The following is an 18,473-nucleotide window of genomic DNA, read 5'->3' as shown; positions in this document are numbered from 1 at the left end:
TTGTTCATACATTACCTTGATCCATAGATTATAAGCTAAAACTCTTTATTTATTTTTCATCAATTGCTTTATTGCCGTCATTCTTTTCATAAAATTGCTTTTGGCTATTGCCATATAAAATATAAAATAAAAGGCAATAACTTCTATTAAGTTTGTCATAGTAGGAGCGTTCAAATATTCTCTCATTTGAAAAACAGTCAAGAAGGAACTCACTGCAAATGTAATAAGCAGAATGTATAATCGGTTTCTCTCTTCTTCTAAAAAATTCAACCAACCAACATGTTCATATAATTTGGGATTAAACACCTCAACGTTTTGCCCTAAATACTCATCTTTAAATCCAAAGTGACAAACCAAAGATATAAGAATAAGAGTCGTACATAAAACAATTACTTTGAAAATAGGGGATTCAAATTTTATATTGTTTACTTGAATGAGAAAAGCATTTCCTAGAATTCCAAAGGAGATTACTAACCATCTGAGATTAGGAAAAACTCTCTCATTTACTTTATTAGAATATACTTTTTTTCTTTTCACATCATAAAAGATGTTTCGACCTTGAAAGCCGCCTATGATAACCATAGATTTCGTTTTCTTCATTTTTCAATACCATCATATTAATAAAAAACTAGGACTGAGAGAAATCAAATCCTTCCTAAACTTTACCTATCTACCACTTGAGCTTCAAAGCGTGCTGGTTTGTCGTCCACATTGGTAATGGTAATCGTGTAGGGGGTTTCTTCCGTCACCCCAAATACTTCCTTTATTTCCCCTTGAACCACTATTCCATCACTCTCTAAATAGATACTTTTACTCTTATCATTCGGTAAGTCTTTGCGCTCTGTTCCATCTTTAGAAATAATAATCTCAGTTATTGACTGCTTCTCAACATTATAAACCGTATTACTTCCTTTCATCCCCCATCCTTTTCTGCCTGATAATTTTAATTTAGCATCATCTTTTTTTTCTAAAATCAATTCCGAATTATACTCCAGCTGCTCTGTTTTAGAAAAAACTTTCAATTCAACACTTTGACCTGGTTGCAGAGTGTACTTACCAATGTTTTTTGCCCATAAATATAGTCCAAAAATGCTAGTTGCTAGGATTAATATTAGCAAGCCACAACCTAATTTCCAGATTTTTTTCTTCCTATAGGTCATTTGTAATTCTCCCTATAATCGTTAATACCATCTTGAATTGTCTTAGCATCTCCTGGATTATCTCCATAATTTCCATTAATAACGTTCTCTAAATATTTCAACGGATTCTTATCTGACCATCCCTGAGCCATTCCTGCACCAACTTTCAAATATGTATCACTAGATTCTAAATAACCTTTACCAACATAGCCAAAAAGATAATTCCCAAGGTAGTCAGACTCCATTCCTTCTTCCCATTGCCGACTCCAAATTGAAAAAGGGTAATCTTCTCTATAAACTCGTGTTTTTAAATCCAAAGGCTGGCCTGTGTTCACCAACTCCATAAAGTTTAAATTATCAGCAGGAAGAGCTCCCCACTGTGAACCGACAGCTATGGCATTATCTACTAAACCATTATCTCCTGGGCTTTTCCATGTGCTTCTACCCCTTTGAATCAAATCGTATTTCTTTTTATCCTCTATTTTTTTAACATCTAATACATCGTCTCCCATCATTGCTACAATTTTTCTTATATTTTCTCTATTTACTGATTCCAAGAAAATTCCCTCAGTTTCTCTAATAAATGGATTATCTGAGTATGGATCCCACTTACCATTGTATGCACTACGTATTCGCCAATACTCTTCAAAGGCTTCTCTGTTATTGTAGAACAGATAATCTTCATAAGCTTTAACGATTAGGTCTGCTTTTTCGGTCGAAGTTTTATCACTCTTTTTGATTTTCTCAACCTTTTCCTGTAGTTTCTCTGGATTAGCTCTATTAGCAGCTTCTGTCTTCAGCTTGTTGGTGACAATTTCTGGTAACTGAACTTTCGGATAACGTCGAGCATAAGATTCTAGGGTTTCAAATTCCTTATCGCTCAGCTCTTTGCCCTTTTCCAACTTGTCTAAAATACTTTGATACTCTTTATGCAAGTCTTTTGTTTTCTTAGAAGAATCATATTTTATGCTCTCAATCTTCTGCTCTTTCATCTTCTTGACCCAGCTCATATCCACTCCGTCAACATAGTAGTTTCCATTGCTGTCTACTAGGACTTGGCTTAGATGGCTGGCTCCTTGGATAGCCAGACGAAGAACTTCTAGACTATCGCTGAAATATTGAGAAACTTGAGCAACAAAGAACTCCAGCTTTTCAATCTTTTCTTCCAATTCTTTGATTTGTGATTCAATTTGCGACTCTGCACTAGAAAGAATCACCAGAGACTGCATGTGAGAAACGATATTAAATGTAGCAATAGACTTCATGCGCTCTAAGAATGATTCTTTTGCTTCAATAGTCTTTTTGACAGAGACTAGCTGCTGCTCTCTCAATTCTTTTGTCTTCTTCAGCTGTTCCAGATCAAGGTTTCCGTACCCTGATACCTGAGCATCAGCAGTCCTATATGAATTTAACTCCGTTTGAATGTCATCCACTGCTTCCTGCAGTTTCTTAATGGCAGGAATGATAATCTCTGAAAAGAGGCCCTTACCCGCTGTATAGGCTGCTCCCATGAGTTCTCCAGAGTCTAGGGTGGCTATCAGGTGGTCACATCCCTGAGACAATCGGTCTGTCACCTCATTGGCCACTTGAATATTATTAGCCATGGCCTCCATCAGCTGTGAAGACTCTGACGCACTGTACTTTACTCCCATGGTAAAGAGTTCCTTTCTTTCGTCAATTTTTCTCGATTTTCATCTAATTTTTGCTGAACTTTCCTTGTTTGTTTGGAAACATTGTCCAACTCCTGCTCTACGTAGCTGTCAATTGTTTGCTGCAAGGCTTGGTTTTCTTCCCATATTTTACGATTGGTAGAACTAGTCTCTGATACGGGATCTATCAAATTTTCTATTTGGGCATTCATCGTCCAAATATCTGTACGAAAATCCATTACCTTCTCTTCATAACGCCTTTTGAGAACTAAAAGATCTTCTTCTTGATTCTCAAGCTGAATGATTTGCTTATGCAATCGTTCACGTTCTTCTTGATTTTTATCTTTTATCATCAGTTGCTCCAACGTTGCGCCTGCTCTACATCACGCTTTTCAATTTTATAAGCTATATCAGGAAATTTATTAGCCTGAGCCAGGACAGCTGCGCTAAAGTCACTGACAGCCTGCAGCATTTGATTGCATGCCTGACGACCTGCTTCCATCCCAGCAATCTCTGTAGTATAGCTGAACTCTATCTGCTGATTTTGCTTATCGCTTGTATCTACCCCAACCAATTCACTGATAGCATTCTGAGCGGAAATAGTATCCGACTTGATTTTTCCCATAGTTCTGAAACTCCTTAAAAACTTCATTTGTTTTATAACAATTTTATCACGGAAATTTTACAAAAATATTACAAGAACTAATTTCCCCTTTTCACACTTCCTTGACATAAACCAACTCTTGTTCACTAGATAGATCAGGTCGGTAGGTGAAGCCTGCAAAGTTTAATTTCTTCATTTGTTCGACTTCTGTCACTTGGTTAGTTATTAGAGCTGTTAAAAACTCGCCACGTGCTTTTTTAGAAATGGTCGAATGGACTTTCAGCTTGCCATCTCGGTCTTCCAGAAACTTGAAGCCTATCATGCGCTGGCGGATTTTCTTAGAAAAGACTGTTTCAAACTCGCTGGACAGGAGGGAGAAAATCACCTCATCTTCTGCCAGAGCTTGGTCATAAGCTTCTTTCCAAAAAGCCTTGAGACTCTTCCCATCTAACTTAAGCGGCATCATAAAGTCCAAGCGATGGGGCACTATGGGCTCCAGGGCCGGGATGACACCGTAAAGGGCTGATGTGATAGCAAGATGCTTCTCGATATACCGACTCTCTTCTTCAGTATAACCCTCTCTCTTGATATGGCGGTACATGAGGCCGTCAAAAAGATAGAGGGCTGGAGCATACTGTGCATTTCCTTCTCGCAAAGCCTGAATAGCTTGCCACTCTACCTCTGCTCTTTCTGGAGAAATTTTATAAAAAGTTGCCAAGTTAGCTACTGACATGGCTGCCAACTCATCCAACACAGCTTTAGTTTGTGCTGAAGGTGGATTCGGGATTGCAGATGGCGCAGTCAGATTCAACTCTTTCGCAGTTGGGATAAGAATTTTCATAGTTTCCTTCTTTCATTTAGTGAATATGGTGGACAACCCATTTACCCAAGGCTGTCTCTAGTAGATAGCTGCCGATAATGAAGCCTAGCAGATTGGTCAAGAAATCACCCAAGTCAAAAATGCCAAGATGAAAGAGATATTGGCTCCCCTCAACCAGACTGATAGCCAAGGTAAAATAAGCCACATGTTTCCATGACAGCTTGCAGAGAAAGCCCAGCGGAATGAACATAATGATATTCATGGTGGGTACCAGCTTATCTCCATAAATCCAATTATAGGTAAAAGACTGCAAGTCCAGACTAAAGCCCTGCCTGCCGATATTTTTCAAAAAGAGGGCATAGAATAGAATGAGAAAATAGAGGGTGTAACTGGCTAGCACCAGCCAACGAGGAATGTGGCGACTGTAGAGGCCGCGTATAAAAAGCGAGCTAATGGCTGTCAATGTTAGGATGATAGAAGCTGGTATCAGCAGGTTCCACTCTGGCTGATTCTTGTAAAAGACGACGGCTACATAGGCATTAAAAAAGCGCATATAGAGCCAAGACCAAAAAATCAGACTGCCTAGGAAGGCTGCCATATCAAAGATTGTTTGTTTTTTCATCTGAAACCTCCCTTTCTTCTTTTTAAAATTATATCAAATTTCAATGGGACATTCTATTTTTTGCTTGACTTTGATTTACAGAGATGTTATCATCTAGTTATAAAGACTAGATAAGAAAGTGATAAAGATTTGAACGCTCAACAAGTTTTTCCAAAGTGGGACGAATTACCAGAACTGGACCTATATTTGGACCAAGTTCTGCTCTATGTAAACAATGTCTGTGGCTCTTCCATTTCAGCTGCTGACAAGGGATTGACCGCTTCTATGATTAACAACTATGTCAAGCATGGCTATATTGCCAAGCCGGTCAAGAAAAAATATCAACGCCGCCAAGTAGCTCGCTTGATTGCCATTACGACCTTAAAAACGGTCTTTTCTATCCAGGAAATTTCAGCTACTTTAAATATGCTGCATAAAGAAGCAGATTCGCGAGAACTTTATGATGACTTCGTTGACTACATGAATGGCAATAAGCTAGAGGTGGCACCCATCATTTCTACAGCCTGCCAGACAGTTAAACTCTATCAAAAGACCTTATCCCTAATCCAAGTACCAAATGAGGAGGAAGAAAATCTTGAACTACGCGCTTAAACTCAGTAAAAAACTATCCTTTGGAGAGGAAATTGCCAACGCTGTTACCCATGCGGTAGGGGCTGTTCTGATGCTGATTCTGCTGCCTATCTCAGCCGTTTATAGCTATGAAGAGCACGGCTTGGTGGCTGCTGTCGGAACTTCTATCTTTGTCATCAGCCTCTTTCTCATGTTCCTCTCTTCAACTGTCTACCATTCAATGTCCTATGGCTCAACCCACAAGTATATCTTGCGCATTATCGACCACTCCATGATTTACATCGCCATCGCTGGCAGCTACACGCCAGTCGTGCTGTCGCTAATGAATAACTGGTTTGGCTATCTCATCATTGCCATCCAGTGGGGCACAACCATCTTTGGCATTCTATACAAGATTTTCGCTAAGAAGGTCAATGAAAAATTCAGTTTAGCTCTCTATCTGATTATGGGCTGGCTGGTGGTCTTTATCATTCCGCAGATTATCGGTCAAACCGGACCAGTCTTCTGGGGACTCATGCTGTCTGGTGGCCTCTGCTATACTGTAGGTGCCGGCTTCTATGCTCAAAAGAAGCCCTACTTCCACATGATTTGGCACCTTTTCATTCTAGCGGCTTCTGCTCTGCAATACCTTGCTATCGTTTATTTTATGTAATAGAAAAACACAAAAACCGTCTGAGGATTTTCAGACGGTTTCTTTTTTTATGCTGATTATTGATTCATCCTTGCTTTTCCGGAGTCCTTCTTTGCTTGTGTGCTTTTCTGACTTGCTTAAAGATTGGATATAAGATTGGGACAGCGATGACTGTCGCTAGACTGGAGCCAAATGTACCAGTAATCTTAGCTACTGCCAGCAAAAAGGCTGCTGGTAAACTACTCCCACCAAACAGTGTTCCTGTCAGAGTGTACTTGAAGATATTGAGTACAATCTTCACCAAAGCAGCTACTACTGCTGTCACAAGAATATTTCTTAGTTTATCCTTTCTCTGAAAGAGTCCTTCGTACAGAAAATGAATCACCGCGGCCACCGCAAGTGCTTCTAACAAGATAACTGGGATTTCCGCTGCATAACCATTTAACAAGTCAAATATTCCCAATCCAATAGCAGCCGCTAAAAAACCGAGTTTACTGCCAAAAATCAGACAGCCCACTACCACCAGCGCATTTCCGAAGTGAATAAACTGAGCTCCCACAGGAATTTTAAAAAACTGAATGCTCAGAAAAATCAAAGCAGCAAATAAACTAATCATGGTTAAGGTTTGCAAATCAAGTGTTTGTTTCTTCATCTTTTTCCTCCATTAAGGCTTGAAAATCAGCGAAAAGCTCTCCTAGATAGGGCTGGTAAAAAACGCCCTTCTTTGGATCAATTTGCTCTTTAAAGCTAAGTGACAAGCTCTTTTCAATAAACTTCAAAATCACAGGCAGGGCTTGCTTGATATCAAGCCCCTGAACAAAAGCCGCAGCTACAAGTGTCGTCAGTATATCACCTGTTCCAAAAAATTGTTGGGGCAGAGCTGGACTGGAAAATAGGTTAAACTCTTCTGTTCTTGCATCAAAATAAGTCACACCAATCTGGTTTTCTCTCATCGGCAAGCCAGTCAACAAGACCTTGCTCGGTCCTAACTCAGCCAAACGTTTGCAGTAGTCCTCCCATCTATCTTCTGATAAACTATCTTCGTAGGGTTCCTCTAACAACAAACAGGCTTCCGTCAAATTGGGCAGAACCAAATCGGCATGTTGGCAGAGGCGACGCATATGGTCTAGATGGGCATCTGAAAATCCCTGATAAAAGTTCCCCTTGTCCCCCATTATGGGATCCACGATAAGGGGCAAGCTTTTTTCCTTTTTAAAGCGCAGCAAATTTTCCACCTGTATGTCAGACTTCAAATATCCTGTTACCAGAGCTGAAAAGTCGAATTCAAGGCTCTGCCATTGTTTCAAAAAAGCAAGCATCCCATGCGTGTAATCATCTATATAGACGTCTGGAAAACCGCCTGTATGGGACGATAAAATCATGGTTGGCAAGAGGGCAACCTCTAGCTGGCAAATTGCAAAGAGCGGCAGGGCTGCTGTTGCGGCAACCTTACCTAAGCCAGAAATATCTGTAGCCAGAATGACTGTTTTTGTTTTCATGACTCCTCCTACTTGCTCTCTATTGTAAAATATCTGAAAATGAGTTACAATATGAAAAAATCAAATCTGTATGGGGACAGTTTTATGACCAAGGCAAAATACCAACGCATCGTTGATAAGATTACCAAGGATATTAAAGAGGGAAAACTGGCTACTGGTCAGAAAATTCCTTCTGTTCGACAGCTAGCGGAGCGTTATCACTGTAGCAAGGATACCGCGCAAAAGGCTCTGATTGAGCTCAAGTATCAGAAGTACATCTATGCTGTTCCCAAAAGCGGCTACTATGTTCTGGAGAATGCTCAGGAAGAAAAGCAGGATTTGGAGTTGCCTGTGAGGGACGACCGCCATCAAGCCTACGAGGATTTCCGACTCTGTGTAAATGAAACTCTGATCGGTCGGGAAAATTATCTCTTCAACTACTACCCTCAGCAGGAAGGACTGGAGGATCTGCGCCGCTCTGTGCAAAAACTGATGCTGGACTCTGCTGTCTATGCTTCTAGGGATCAGCTGGTACTGACTTCCGGCACCCAGCAGGCCCTCTATATCCTCTCACAGATTGACTTTCCCAACCAAAAAGAGCGTATCTTAGTAGAGCAGCCGACCTACCATCGGATTAATGATCTTCTGCTAGCGCAAAAACTTTCTTATGAAACCATTGAAAGGACACCACAGGGGATTAATCTGCAAGAACTTGAGAGGATTTTTCAAAGCGGAAAGATCAAGTTTTTCTACACTATTCCGCGTTTTCACTATCCCTTGGGCCACTCCTACAGTCGTCAGGACAAGGAAGAGATTCTTCGGTTGGCACAGCTCTATGATGTCTATATTGTAGAGGATGACTATCTATCAGACTTTGATGGCAGGCGAGAACTGACCTTTCATTATCTAGATAATAGCCAACGAGTCATCTACATCAAGTCCTTTTCTACCAGCCTTTTCCCGGCCCTAAGGATTACTGCCCTGCTCCTTCCACCCCAGATTCAAAAAACCTTCATCGCTTACAAAAGCGCCGTGGACTACGACAGCAACCTCATCATGCAGAAGGCCCTATCGCTCTACATCGACAGTCTCATGTTTGAAAAAAATAGGCTGGCGCTGCTGCAGCTTCAAGAAGAGGAAGCAAGAAAAGCCCAGATACTACTGGAGCAAGCTCAGCTGCCGCTAGCCAGCTTTTTGACCAAGGACGGCATTCTGTTAGACTTGAGGTCACTTTTTTCAGTCAGTGCTCTCAAACACAGCAGTCTGCCGCTTGACTTCTTTGAACAGAGCTACCTTGCTAGCTGCCCTTACCAGTATGCCAAGCTGCCTTATGATAACTTAGAAGAAAATGTAGAGAAACTAAAAGACTATTTAAAATAGGTGTAGAATTCCAAATGAATTCTACACCTTTCATTTATAATCAGGTTTTTCAAGACTCCATCATCCCAGCCTGCAGTTGGTACATTTTCTTATAGGTTCCATCTTGAGCTAGCAATTCTTCGTGACTGCCGGATTCGATAATGCACCCCTTATCTAAGACATAGATGCAGTCGGCATCCTGAATGGTAGACAGACGGTGGGCAATGGCAATGGTTGTCCGACCCCGCCGCATTTTTCTCAGTGAGGCTTGAATCAGCTCCTCTGTTTCCGAATCAATATTGGCTGTCGCCTCATCCAAAATCAAGATTTTAGGCTTGGTGGCGATGGTCCTAGCAAAGGCTAGAAGCTGCCGTTGACCGCTGGAAAAAGTCGCTCCCCGCTCAGTCACAGGGGCATCATAGCCTTGGGGTAGTTGACTGATAAAGCCATGAGCATCTACAAACTTAGCCGCTTCTATAATTTCTTCTCGCGTCAGCTGCTCTTGGTAAAGCTTGATATTGGAAGCAACTGTACCGTGATAAAGGAAGGGATCCTGCAAAACAAGGCCAATCTTTCGCCGCAACTCCGCCTGGCTATAGTCTTTAATATCACGGCCATCAATCAAAATCTGCCCCCGCTCAAACTCATAAAAACGAAGGAAAAGATTGATAATGGAGGACTTGCCAGAGCCAGTCGAACCCACAAAGGCAATCGTCTGCCCTTTTTTGACAGAAAAGGAGATATCCCGCAAAACATCTCGCTTTCCATCATAAGAAAAGGAAACATGCTTGAATTCGATGCTGCCATCTTGGATTTGCAAGTCTTGGTTAGCCTGCTCAGGCTCATAATCTGTGCGATCCATGATTTCAAAAACCCGCTCCGCAGCAACCATAGATGTCTGCAGAACAGAGTAATTCTGCATAACATCAATCAAAGGATTAAAAAGTTGATTGACATACTGGATAAAGGCATACATAATACCAGCCGTAATTCCCGCCACTTGCCAAGTCAAGCCAAAGTAAGTCAGAATCACTCCATAAGCCAAGATTTTCAGCAGGGACATGGCCGGCCTCAGAAAGAGACTATTGATATTGAGATAGCGATTGGTGAAGCCTAAATGCTGACCGTTAATTTCTTCAAATTCCCGCAGCAATCGCTTCTCTTGCCCAAATGCCTGAATAATCCGCATTCCCTCGATACTCTCAGATAGCTTAACATTCAAATCGCTAAGCTTATTTCGGACCTGCTTCAGCTGACGATTGGATAAATGCTGATAGAGCAAGATAGAGGCTGCCATCAGAGGCAAAAAGAGAGCGATCATCAAGGTCAATTGCCAGTTGAGGGCAAACATAGCGCTCAAAGTAACAACTAAAATCAGCAAGGAGCTCAAAAAATTAGAAAAAATCTCACTGAACATATCTGCGACTGCCTGAGTATCATTGGTCAAGCGGGAAACGATAGCACCAGCTGGCGTTCTATCAAAATAAGCCATTTGCAGGCGTTGGATATTGGCAAAACTTTCCTGTCGCAAGTCCCGAACCACACTTTGAGCCACACGCGCAAAGAAATACTTTCCCAAGAAAGTAAAAAGTACCCGCAAGAGGAAAAGACCATAATAAAGAGCCAGCAAAGGCAGGCCAGCCCAGGCTTGGTTACGGCCGATAAACTGATCAATAAAATAGCGGGCCAGAAGCGGCAATGCTGTTGTGACCAGAGTCGTCAGCAGGATAAATGTCAAAGCCATGCTGCTCACTATTCTGTAGCGCCACATATAGCCTAGGAGGCGATGAAAAGTTGCTTTCTTTTTCATATTAATCTTCCTCCTTCAAGCTTTCTGCCAGCTGCTGATTATGATAAGTCTGGGCATACCAGCCCTTTTGCTCCAACAGCTCTTGGTGAGTACCCCGCTCCTTGATACGCCCCTCTTCCATAACTAAAATCAAGTCTGCATGCACCAAGGCCGACAGCCGATGAGCTGTGATGATGGTTGTCTTGCCAGCACGCTCTGACTTCAGATTTTCTAAAATCAGATGCTCTGTCTTAGCATCGACAGCCGACAGGGAATCATCCAAAATCAGGATTTCAGGATTGGTAATAATAGCCCGACTCATCGCCAAGCGCTGCTTCTGCCCACCAGACAGAGACAAGCCCCGCTCACCGACAATCGTATCCAACCCCTCTGGCATAGCCTGAATATCCTCATACACACCGCAGAGTTGAGCGGCAGCTAGAACCTGACTATCTGTCAGCTGGGGATTAGCAAAACGGATATTGTCCCGAATAGACAGAGCAAAGAGCATCTGTTCCTGTGGTACATAGCCGATGAGACGTCGCAAGTCTTTGAGACGGTACTCTCGGATATCATGGCCATTCAGATAGATAGCCCCCTCCTGGATATCCTGCTCCCGCAGCAACAAGCGCAGAAGAGTGGTCTTCCCTGAGCCCGTCTGACCGACAATTCCCAGTGTCTGTCCCTGCTCAATGGAAAAATGAATATCCGATAAACTAGTCTCCTCGGCATAAGAAAACTTATGAATGTCATAATCCAATCGACCATTTTCCGCATGAGAGAGGGGGTGTTCAGCTTCCTTGACATCTGACTCCTGAGCCAGCAGTTTCTCAATCCGCTCATAGGAAACTGCCCCTCGCTGGCCGATGTTAAAAAGATAACCTGTAGCCTGCAGCGGCCAAACCAGCATATCCAGATAAGTGATAAAGGTAACCAACTCTCCTATGGTAAACTGTCCTTGGGAGATAAAAATTCCACCGAAAATCAAGGTCAAAACATAAGAAAGACCGATAAAAAGCAAAACCAAGGGGTCAAAAAGAGAATCGTACTTGGCAGCCAAAACATTTTTTTCGTAGACTTCTTGATTTGTCTTGGCAAAAGACTGAGTCTCCGCCTCCTGATAGCCAAAGGACTTGGTCACTCGAATTCCTGAAACACTCTCCTGAACCTTATTGTTCAAATCCGAAAATGCCTCTTGAGCAGCCTTAAAACTTTCATGATTTTTACGACCAATCAAGCCTGTGCCCCACGACAAGAAGGGCATGGGCACAATGGCAATCAAGGTCAGCCGCCAGTCCAAAATGAAAAACATAGTCAGCAGGGTCACCAAGGCTGTAATAGAAGCATCCACAGCTGACATGACTCCGCCACCAGCCAAACTGACAACCGCATTGATATCGTTAGTCGCATGAGCCATCAAGTCCCCTGTACGGTATTTCTGATAAAAAGAGGGAGACATCTGGGTGAAATGCTCAAACAGCCGCGAACGCAGAATCCGTCCCAGATTATTGGACGTCCCTAAGATGTAAAGGCGCCAGACATAACGCAGGCCGTACATGATAAAAGCTGAAGCAATCAGCAACAGCAAATTAAAGAGCAGCTCTTGAGAAGTCAGATGTTTGCTAGCAATTCGGTCAATAACCTGACCGATGACTCTGGGCGGTATCAGATTGAAGACACTTACCAAGGACAAGGCCAAGATACCAATGATATAGCGCCGCTTTTCCAACTTAAAAAACCAGGCTAATTTTCTAATGAGATTCATAATTTCTCCTATTCTTACTAGTCTTTTTATTATACTGTTTTTTGAGGAAAAATGAAACACAGCGGATTGGAGCGCTGTGCTTCGATTCTATTTTTTACTGGTCAGCTGGTAACTAACAGCCAGTAAATCAAAGATTTCCTGATCGCTCAGGCTATCATCCAAGGGCAGACTGAGCCAATATTTCTTATTCATGTGAAAGGCCGGGTAAATCCCCTTTTTCTGAATCAGCTCTGCGACATGGTCATTCTTAACATTCAGCACCTCAATAGCGCCGCTTCGCTCTGCTTCAAACTTAGACCAGTCTGTTGTCAGAAAGGCTCCGTACCATTTTTTACTGTCCTGATGGCGGAAAACCCCAGCTTTAGTCGAGCTCTTTTTGGACGACTTCTCCCAGAGGTACTCTATTTGCCCCTGATAAACCTCAGATGCATGATCCCGCAGTCGCTTACTCTGCTCATAGAGAAAGCCAACCTCATCAAAACAGTGCTGACGGATAGCCAGCAGTTCTGCCTGACAAGCTTCACGAACCTGCCCAACAAACTCACCCGTCACCTGCTCCATCTTGACCTGCAGATAGGCGTCATCAGTATCACAGTCAAAGACCTGATAATCTGGCTTCCCATCTCTGATAGTTACTTCCAAGCGAAAGTCACCCTTCATAATCTCCTGCGAAAAATGGTAAGCTCCATCAGACTCCTTAAAACCGTAAGTCTGAAGCTTATCTGGATTAGCCTTGTATTTTTTAAATAGTTCCAACATCTACTTAGCCGCTGCTAGCGCAGCTTACTCCTCCTTAAAACACAATTTTAGTTCCATGCAGCTGGTCAACTGCCAGACTATCTATAATTTGCTGACGATTGCCCAGATGAATGCCACCGCCCGGCATGATATCAATCCGATCAGCAGCATGCTCGATTAATTCGTCCAGCCAAGCAAAATGCTCCTCAATCGGCTCACTGGCAGGTCCTCCGTGGGTCAAAATTCGCTGGACACCGTTTTCAATCAGCCAGTCCATTTCGCCAAACTGGTATTCAGCTGGGATTGAGTCAAAAGCCATGTGGAAGACTACTTCCAGTCCCTTGCAAGCCTCTAGCAGGCGTTGCATCTTCGAAACATCTATTTCGTTCTTCTCCGTCAAGACACCAAAGACCACTCCCTGACTGCCGGCTTCCTTGGCTTTTTGGATATCTGCCAGCATAATCTCAATTTCAAGATCCGAGTAAACAAAATCTCCGCCCCGAGGCCGAATCATGGTCATCACAGTCGCACCGTAAGGCTTGGCTAAGTCAATTGCAGCTTGAATTACGCCATAGCTGGGCGTCGTGCCACCGACAGCCAGGTTATCACAGAGCTCAATCCGTTGAGCCTCCGCCTTCATAGCCTTTTCTAACAAGGTTACATTTTCCGCACAAAATTCATAAAGCATCATCTCACCTCTGATTTAATATATTGATTCCCTCTATCTATTATAACACAAGAACATCGTGATATCAGCTCTTATCAAATTTTCTAGCTTCTCTTTGACACCAATCAAGCCATTTGGTCTGATAGTCTTCCTTGGACAAGATACGGTTCTGTAAATCAGCTATCGAGAAGATACCTCTTTCTTGACAAGCCTGAACACAGTATTGATAAAAATCCCAGTTAAGCTCATCCCTATCATAATAGATGGGGATATGAGAGAGGCCAGCCTGATATGCCTTAAAGGCTCTGCTATGTCCATCAGTAAAGAAAACTTTTCCATCCATGCGCTTGACAGGTAAAGCTTCAAGTTCTTGTTGGTCAAAATCAATGCTAATCCTGTCCAGCTTTTCCCGTGAAAGGTAGAACTGACTGGGCTGGATCTGCGCTATGGGCAAGGTCAAATCAAGTGTATAGGACCTACCTCTCTCCCTAGCATGAGTTGGATAGAAACCAAGCGACTCAAATAGACTGCGAGAGGGCTGATTGAAATCATAAATTTCTTGAACTGTTAGTTTCTGATAGTCTAGATTGCGTGCGCGCTGCATCAAAGCAGAAAGAACTTTCTTGCCAACTCCTTTCCTACGGTAGTCCGCATTTCCAATGATAATAGACAAATCATCTTGCCAAAAGGTCACATCCCCAATAGCCAACCAACACTCCTGCTCCCATACTTCAATAAAATACACTTCACCTTGCCTAGCAAGATATTCATACATTCTTTGAACTCGCTCCGGCGGATAGGGGTCTCTTCTGCCATCAATCATATAAATCGTATCTGGATCTTGGTACCAATCTAAGGCTAACTCAAACTGGCCATCATAGGCCCGCAAACGCAGATTGTCATCAATAACAATCAGCTCCTCTTGCTGGATATTAGGAATAGGCATCTTCTCCCCCTCACAATGACATTACTCAAATAATAGTATAAAAACTCCATTTGATTCGGAAGGACTCCTCCTCAAATGAAGTTTTCTTTTTTAGATTCCATAACCCATGCTGAACTGGATTTTAGCAGCTCCGTTCTGGAAGCTGATCTTGTTAATGCTGAATTGACTCTGCGGCAGAGCTAGAAGAAAACTATCTCCCTCCGTCGTGATAGATGAATTAGAGGCCTGCATTTGTTGCTTCAGCATGCCTGTCACCCAAGATTTAGGGATAGGAAGAGAGCCTAGCTTGGCACTATCGATTGTGATGTGCAAGACATTATCTCTCACCGTCACATCCACCTCTAGGTCCAGCTTACTATCAATAAAGAGAAGCTTGACCGGATACTGGATGCGCAGCTTATTGCCTTCAATACTGTAAACACTGTTCAGCAGCTCCTGATTCTCAGAGTCAGCCAGAGAAGACTTGAGCACCTGATTAAGCTGGACGCTATTGAGAGAAACTTCCGTGCTAACTCCCTGTGCCGTCACATTGGCATTGCTCAAAGCCGGCTCAATAATACTCATCCAGGAAGCACTGCCTTGAACATTTTTTAATTGTTCACTTTGATTAACAGATGCAGGAACCAGAAATAGCACCGCTGCAAGCAACAGCACCAAAGCAATTCCCACTACTCTTTTTACCATTTTCATGTTTGTATTCCTTTAATTTGAGAAAATCCCTTTAGCTAAAAACACAGCAAGGATTTATCTTATTTTACACTATTTTTGCATAATTTTCTGTAACAAACATATTAAAAAGCTAACAATCCTGTGAGAAAAGGCTGGGACAGATAATCCCAGCCTCTCAATCACATAGCGCTAGTTTTACAAGGCTCATCATAGATAGCCAATTCTTATTTAATCACTTCTTGGGTCTTAGCATAGTTGGCTTCAACTGCTTCTTTTTCAGATTTCCACCAGTCTTGGTTGTCCGTGTACCACTTGATGGTCTCTTTGAGACCTGCTTCAAAGTTAGTAAACTCTGGTTTCCATCCTAGCTCATCGCGGAGCTTGCTGGCATCAATGGCATAGCGGAGGTCGTGGCCGGCACGATCTGTCACATGGTCATAAGCATCAGCTGGCTGTCCCATTTCCTTGAGAATCAGCTCCAGAACTTCCTTGTTGTTCTTCTCACCGTCAGCACCGATCAAGTAAGTTTCACCGATTTGTCCCTTGGTTAGAATCGTCCAAACACCTGATGAATGGTCATTAGTATGAATCCAGTCACGAACGTTTTTACCTTCGCCATAAAGTTTTGGCTTGATACCGCTCAGGATATTGGTAATCTGGCGCGGAATAAACTTCTCGATGTGCTGGTAAGGACCATAGTTGTTTGAACAGTTAGAAATAGTCGCTTTCACACCAAATGAGCGCACCCAAGCTTTAACGATCAAGTCTGAAGCTGCCTTGGTTGATGAGTAAGGTGAGCTTGGATTGTACTTGGTTTCAGCCGTAAATTTCTCACCTGGACCTTCTCCATGACCTGGCAAATCTTCACGCAGAGGAAGATCTCCATAGACTTCATCAGTCGACACATGGTGGAAACGAATGTCGTATTTACGTGCTGCTTCCAAGAGTGTGTAAGTTCCGATGAAGTTGGTGTGGATAAATGGACTCGGGTCATTGAGCGAGTTATCATTGTGGCTTTCTGCCGCATAGTGAACGATAGCATCAGCTTCAGCTGCCAGCTTATCTACCAAGGCTGCATCAGCAATATCTCCAACAACTAGCTCAACGCGGTCACCTAAAATTTCTTCAATATTGGCACGATTACCCGCGTAAGTCAGCTTGTCCAGCACTGTCACATGGACATCTGGAAAGTTATTGTAAACATAGTGGACAAAGTTAGAACCGATAAAACCAGCTCCGCCTGTCACGATAATTTTTTTGTATTCAGTCATTTTTATTCCTTAACTTTTTTATAATTGCCTTAAGTGGTGGGGACGCAAGCAAACCTCCGGTTTCATTACTTATTTTTGAGCCTCATGTCTCAAAAATCCCCTGTCATGTAACAAACTAAATAATTTGTTACGTGACTTACACACCACAGCGGCAATCATTTCTTCCACTCGCTTCGCTCGGATAGGAGCTGAGTGAAATCATATATTTCAGTATCAATAATAAATCAAAAAAGAATTCTTTTTTACAAATCTTCTTTTCTTAAAGGTTTGACATCCTTAAGTAGCGGATGGTTCTTGTCTGCTTCTGAGACTTCTGCTGCTTCTAGGTTTTCCCACTGTATGCCTAGAGCTGGGTCTGCATAGTTGACAAAGGCATACTTCGGTTTGAGTTCCAGAGCCCAGTAGTCATTCACCAGATAGCTATAGGAAACCGTGTCAGAAAGGACTTGGAAGCCGTTGGCTACGCCGCGTGGCACAAAAATACCCTTGCTGGCATCGATTACTGTCTGGTAGGTATTGCCAAAAGTCTCACCCTCACGCAGGTCTACCCAAGATCCCAAAACCTTGCCGTCATCTGCAACAGAGATGTACTTGTCCCATGGTTCAGCATGAAGACCACGCAGGACATTTTTACGAGAAAAGCTGACATTATTTTGCAATTTTCCTTCTGCAAAAAAGCTTTCAGGGAAGCCTAGCGGCAGCATTTTTTCCTTCTGGAAATTCTCCTTAAACCAGCCTCGGTTGTCCCCGCGAACAGGGATATCAAACTCCAGCATTCCAGGAATTCCAGGAACCTCACGCGCTGCTAATTCCTTATCAAAAAATTGTTCCGTCATCTTCTTATTCTTCTCCAATCAAACGCAAGAGATAGTGGCCATATTCATTCTTTTTCAACGACTGCGCCAATTCGTGCACTTGCTCTTTAGTGATATAGCCCATACGATAGGCAATTTCTTCCAGATTTGCCACCTGAACATTCTGCATCCGCTGGACTGTTTCGATATATTGAGCTGCCTCTAAGAGACTTTCGTGAGTTCCTGTATCCAACCAAGCAAAACCACGTCCCATAAGCTCTACAGACAAATCGCCACGATCCAAGTAAGCCTTGTTAACGTCAGTGATTTCCAGTTCTCCGCGAGGACTTGGCTTAATATTCTTGGCAATCTCTACAACATCGTTATCGTAGAAATAGAGTCCTGTCACTGCATAGTTAGAGCGCGGCTGCTCTGGTTTTTCTTCGATGGAGATAGCATTCATATTTTCATCAAATTCTACAACACCAAAGCGTTCTGGATCCTTGACATGGTAGCCAAAAACAGTTGCTCCTTTTTCCTTAGCAGCAGCATTTTGGAGCATTTTACTCAGACCTGGTCCATGGTAAATATTATCCCCAAGAATCAGCGCCACGCGGTCATCTCCAATGAAATCAGCCCCAATGATAAAGGCCTGTGCCAATCCGTCCGGACTTGGCTGCTCTGCATAAGAGAGCTTGATGCCAAACTCAGAGCCATCTCCCAGCAAATCCTCAAAACGAGGCAGATCCGTCGGAGTGGAGATAATCAAGATGTCCTTGATACCAGCCAACATAAGAGTTGAAAGTGGATAATAAATCATGGGTTTGTCATAAACCGGCATGAGCTGTTTTGATGCAGCGCGGGTCAATGGATACAAACGTGTACCAGAACCACCTGCAAGAATAATACCTTTCATATGAGTTTCCTCTCTTAATGTATTCTCCTTATTCTACCATTTTTGA

21 protein-coding genes are annotated in these 18,473 nt (G+C 42.8%); 3 read left to right on the top strand and 18 right to left on the bottom strand.

Annotated features, from left to right (window positions below; genetic code table 11):
- Positions 1–45 precede the first annotated feature (45 nt).
- The 7 genes from J1C81_RS05045 to J1C81_RS05015 form a co-directional block, all read right to left on the bottom strand.
- Positions 46–600 (bottom strand): hypothetical protein, encoded by a 555-nt coding sequence (locus tag J1C81_RS05045; protein WP_002914940.1) that lies wholly within the window; start codon positions 598–600, stop codon positions 46–48.
- A gap of 62 nt (positions 601–662) precedes the next feature.
- On the bottom strand, positions 663–1,160 hold the full coding sequence (locus tag J1C81_RS05040; RefSeq protein ID WP_002914939.1) for a hypothetical protein: 498 nt from the start codon (positions 1,158–1,160) through the stop codon (positions 663–665).
- Complete coding sequence (locus tag J1C81_RS05035; protein WP_002914938.1) at positions 1,157–2,791, bottom strand: polymorphic toxin type 44 domain-containing protein; 1,635 nt, start codon at positions 2,789–2,791, stop codon at positions 1,157–1,159. The genes J1C81_RS05040 and J1C81_RS05035 overlap by 4 nt, the downstream gene beginning before the upstream one ends.
- On the bottom strand, positions 2,782–3,141 hold the full coding sequence (locus tag J1C81_RS05030) for a hypothetical protein (RefSeq protein ID WP_002914937.1): 360 nt from the start codon (positions 3,139–3,141) through the stop codon (positions 2,782–2,784). The genes J1C81_RS05035 and J1C81_RS05030 overlap by 10 nt, the downstream gene beginning before the upstream one ends.
- Positions 3,141–3,440, bottom strand: a complete 300-nt coding sequence (locus tag J1C81_RS05025) for a TIGR04197 family type VII secretion effector (protein ID WP_173334373.1) — start codon at positions 3,438–3,440, stop codon at positions 3,141–3,143. The genes J1C81_RS05030 and J1C81_RS05025 overlap by 1 nt, the downstream gene beginning before the upstream one ends.
- A 64-nt stretch (positions 3,441–3,504) precedes the next feature.
- Positions 3,505–4,233, bottom strand: a complete 729-nt coding sequence (gene yaaA, locus J1C81_RS05020; RefSeq protein WP_002914933.1) for a peroxide stress protein YaaA — start codon at positions 4,231–4,233, stop codon at positions 3,505–3,507.
- A 16-nt stretch (positions 4,234–4,249) separates the two neighbouring features.
- Positions 4,250–4,834 (bottom strand): VanZ family protein, encoded by a 585-nt coding sequence (locus J1C81_RS05015; protein ID WP_002914932.1) that lies wholly within the window; start codon positions 4,832–4,834, stop codon positions 4,250–4,252.
- Positions 4,835–4,963: 129 nt separating this feature from the next.
- Between J1C81_RS05015 and J1C81_RS05010 the strand changes: the two genes are divergently transcribed.
- Together J1C81_RS05010 and trhA are read left to right on the top strand one after the other, a co-directional pair.
- Positions 4,964–5,425, top strand: coding sequence for a DUF1836 domain-containing protein (locus J1C81_RS05010; protein WP_002914929.1), 462 nt, complete (start codon positions 4,964–4,966; stop codon positions 5,423–5,425).
- Positions 5,409–6,056, top strand: coding sequence for a PAQR family membrane homeostasis protein TrhA (trhA, locus tag J1C81_RS05005; protein WP_032909701.1), 648 nt, complete (start codon positions 5,409–5,411; stop codon positions 6,054–6,056). Before J1C81_RS05010 ends, trhA begins: the two co-directional genes overlap by 17 nt.
- Positions 6,057–6,120: 64 nt before the next feature.
- On the opposite strand, the gene J1C81_RS05000 is transcribed toward trhA, so the two are convergent.
- Complete coding sequence (locus tag J1C81_RS05000; RefSeq protein ID WP_002914924.1) at positions 6,121–6,687, bottom strand: ECF transporter S component; 567 nt, start codon at positions 6,685–6,687, stop codon at positions 6,121–6,123.
- Entirely contained in the window at positions 6,668–7,534 is an 867-nt protein-coding gene (locus tag J1C81_RS04995) for a pyridoxamine kinase (RefSeq protein WP_002914922.1), read from the bottom strand. The genes J1C81_RS05000 and J1C81_RS04995 overlap by 20 nt, the downstream gene beginning before the upstream one ends.
- Before the next feature lie 39 nt (positions 7,535–7,573).
- Here J1C81_RS04995 and J1C81_RS04990 point away from each other — a divergent pair, with 39 nt between their 5' ends.
- Positions 7,574–8,893 (top strand): PLP-dependent aminotransferase family protein, encoded by a 1,320-nt coding sequence (locus tag J1C81_RS04990; protein ID WP_002914920.1) that lies wholly within the window; start codon positions 7,574–7,576, stop codon positions 8,891–8,893.
- 49 nt (positions 8,894–8,942) lie between these two features.
- Here the strand turns inward: J1C81_RS04990 and J1C81_RS04985 are convergent, their stop codons facing one another.
- From J1C81_RS04985 to rfbA, 9 genes are all read right to left on the bottom strand, one after another.
- Entirely contained in the window at positions 8,943–10,682 is a 1,740-nt protein-coding gene (locus J1C81_RS04985; protein WP_002914919.1) for an ABC transporter ATP-binding protein, read from the bottom strand.
- A 1-nt stretch (position 10,683) separates the two neighbouring features.
- Positions 10,684–12,426: an ABC transporter ATP-binding protein gene (locus tag J1C81_RS04980; protein WP_002914918.1), complete on the bottom strand. Its 1,743-nt coding sequence runs from the start codon at positions 12,424–12,426 to the stop codon at positions 10,684–10,686.
- 87 nt (positions 12,427–12,513) lie between these two features.
- Positions 12,514–13,185: an MmcQ/YjbR family DNA-binding protein gene (locus J1C81_RS04975; RefSeq protein ID WP_002914917.1), complete on the bottom strand. Its 672-nt coding sequence runs from the start codon at positions 13,183–13,185 to the stop codon at positions 12,514–12,516.
- Positions 13,186–13,219: 34 nt separating this feature from the next.
- Positions 13,220–13,852, bottom strand: a complete 633-nt coding sequence (locus tag J1C81_RS04970) for a copper homeostasis protein CutC (protein ID WP_032909700.1) — start codon at positions 13,850–13,852, stop codon at positions 13,220–13,222.
- Between the two features lie 64 nt (positions 13,853–13,916).
- Positions 13,917–14,777, bottom strand: a complete 861-nt coding sequence (locus J1C81_RS04965) for a GNAT family N-acetyltransferase (RefSeq protein ID WP_002914915.1) — start codon at positions 14,775–14,777, stop codon at positions 13,917–13,919.
- Positions 14,778–14,867: 90 nt separating this feature from the next.
- A complete protein-coding gene (locus tag J1C81_RS04960; protein ID WP_002914914.1) occupies positions 14,868–15,467 on the bottom strand; it encodes a hypothetical protein in 600 nt (199 codons plus the stop codon).
- Positions 15,468–15,670: 203 nt separating this feature from the next.
- On the bottom strand, positions 15,671–16,717 hold the full coding sequence (gene rfbB, locus J1C81_RS04955; protein WP_002909476.1) for a dTDP-glucose 4,6-dehydratase: 1,047 nt from the start codon (positions 16,715–16,717) through the stop codon (positions 15,671–15,673).
- Between the two features lie 242 nt (positions 16,718–16,959).
- A complete protein-coding gene (locus J1C81_RS04950) occupies positions 16,960–17,553 on the bottom strand; it encodes a dTDP-4-dehydrorhamnose 3,5-epimerase family protein (protein WP_015605114.1) in 594 nt (197 codons plus the stop codon).
- 4 nt (positions 17,554–17,557) lie between these two features.
- The gene (gene rfbA / locus J1C81_RS04945) at positions 17,558–18,427 is read right to left on the bottom strand and encodes a glucose-1-phosphate thymidylyltransferase RfbA (protein WP_002914912.1); all 870 of its coding nucleotides are present in this window, start codon (positions 18,425–18,427) and stop codon (positions 17,558–17,560) included.
- Positions 18,428–18,473: the final 46 nt, after the last annotated feature.

The sequence above is a fragment of the Streptococcus sanguinis genome (assembly GCF_050225395.1).
Taxonomy (GTDB): domain Bacteria; phylum Bacillota; class Bacilli; order Lactobacillales; family Streptococcaceae; genus Streptococcus.
Note: the sequence above shows the minus strand (reverse complement) of the source record. Positions and strands in the feature narration are given on the sequence as shown.